We start from the raw sequence: 469 nt of genomic DNA, 5'->3' as shown, positions 1-469 counted from the left end.
AATATGCGGGTGTGGCGGAATTGGCAGACGCACTAGACTTAGGATCTAGCGCCTTTGGCGTGGGGGTTCGACTCCCTTCACCCGCACTTTTAATAAAATAACTCAAACATGTCTTGCGGAAGTAGTTCAGTGGTAGAATACAACCTTGCCAAGGTTGGGGTCGCGGGTTCGAATCCCGTCTTCCGCTCCAATTTTCAGTATGACATGCCGGGGTGGCGGAACAGGCAGACGCACAGGACTTAAAATCCTGCGGTGGGTGACCACCGTGCGGGTTCGACCCCCGCCCTCGGCACCATATGCGCCCGTAGCTCAATTGGATAGAGCGTTTGACTACGGATCAAGAGGTTAGGGGTTCGACTCCTCTCGGGCGCGTTTTTTATTAACGGGAAGTGGCTCAGCTTGGTAGAGCACCTGGTTTGGGACCAGGGGGTCGCAGGTTCAAATCCTGTCTTCCCGATATTTTCAAAAT

At 53.5% G+C, this 469-nt stretch carries 5 tRNA genes; all 5 read left to right on the top strand.

What is annotated here, in order from left to right:
* Positions 1-5: 5 nt before the first annotated feature.
* A tRNA-Leu gene (locus tag B5P42_RS31245) sits at positions 6-86 on the top strand.
* Positions 87-115: 29 nt separating this feature from the next.
* Positions 116-190: transfer RNA gene (locus B5P42_RS31240), tRNA-Gly, on the top strand.
* Positions 191-206: 16 nt separating this feature from the next.
* Positions 207-295: transfer RNA gene (locus B5P42_RS31235), tRNA-Leu, on the top strand.
* Between the two features lie 3 nt (positions 296-298).
* A tRNA-Arg gene (locus B5P42_RS31230) sits at positions 299-372 on the top strand.
* Positions 373-383: 11 nt separating this feature from the next.
* Positions 384-457 (top strand) — tRNA-Pro (locus tag B5P42_RS31225).
* The last annotated feature ends 12 nt before the right edge of the window (positions 458-469 follow it).

This window comes from Bacillus sp. SRB_331 (assembly GCF_003264175.1).
Classification (GTDB): Bacteria; Bacillota; Bacilli; order Bacillales; family Bacillaceae_G; genus Bacillus_A; species Bacillus_A mycoides.
The sequence above is the reverse complement of the archived record's forward strand: the minus strand, read 5'-3'. Positions and strand labels throughout refer to the sequence as shown.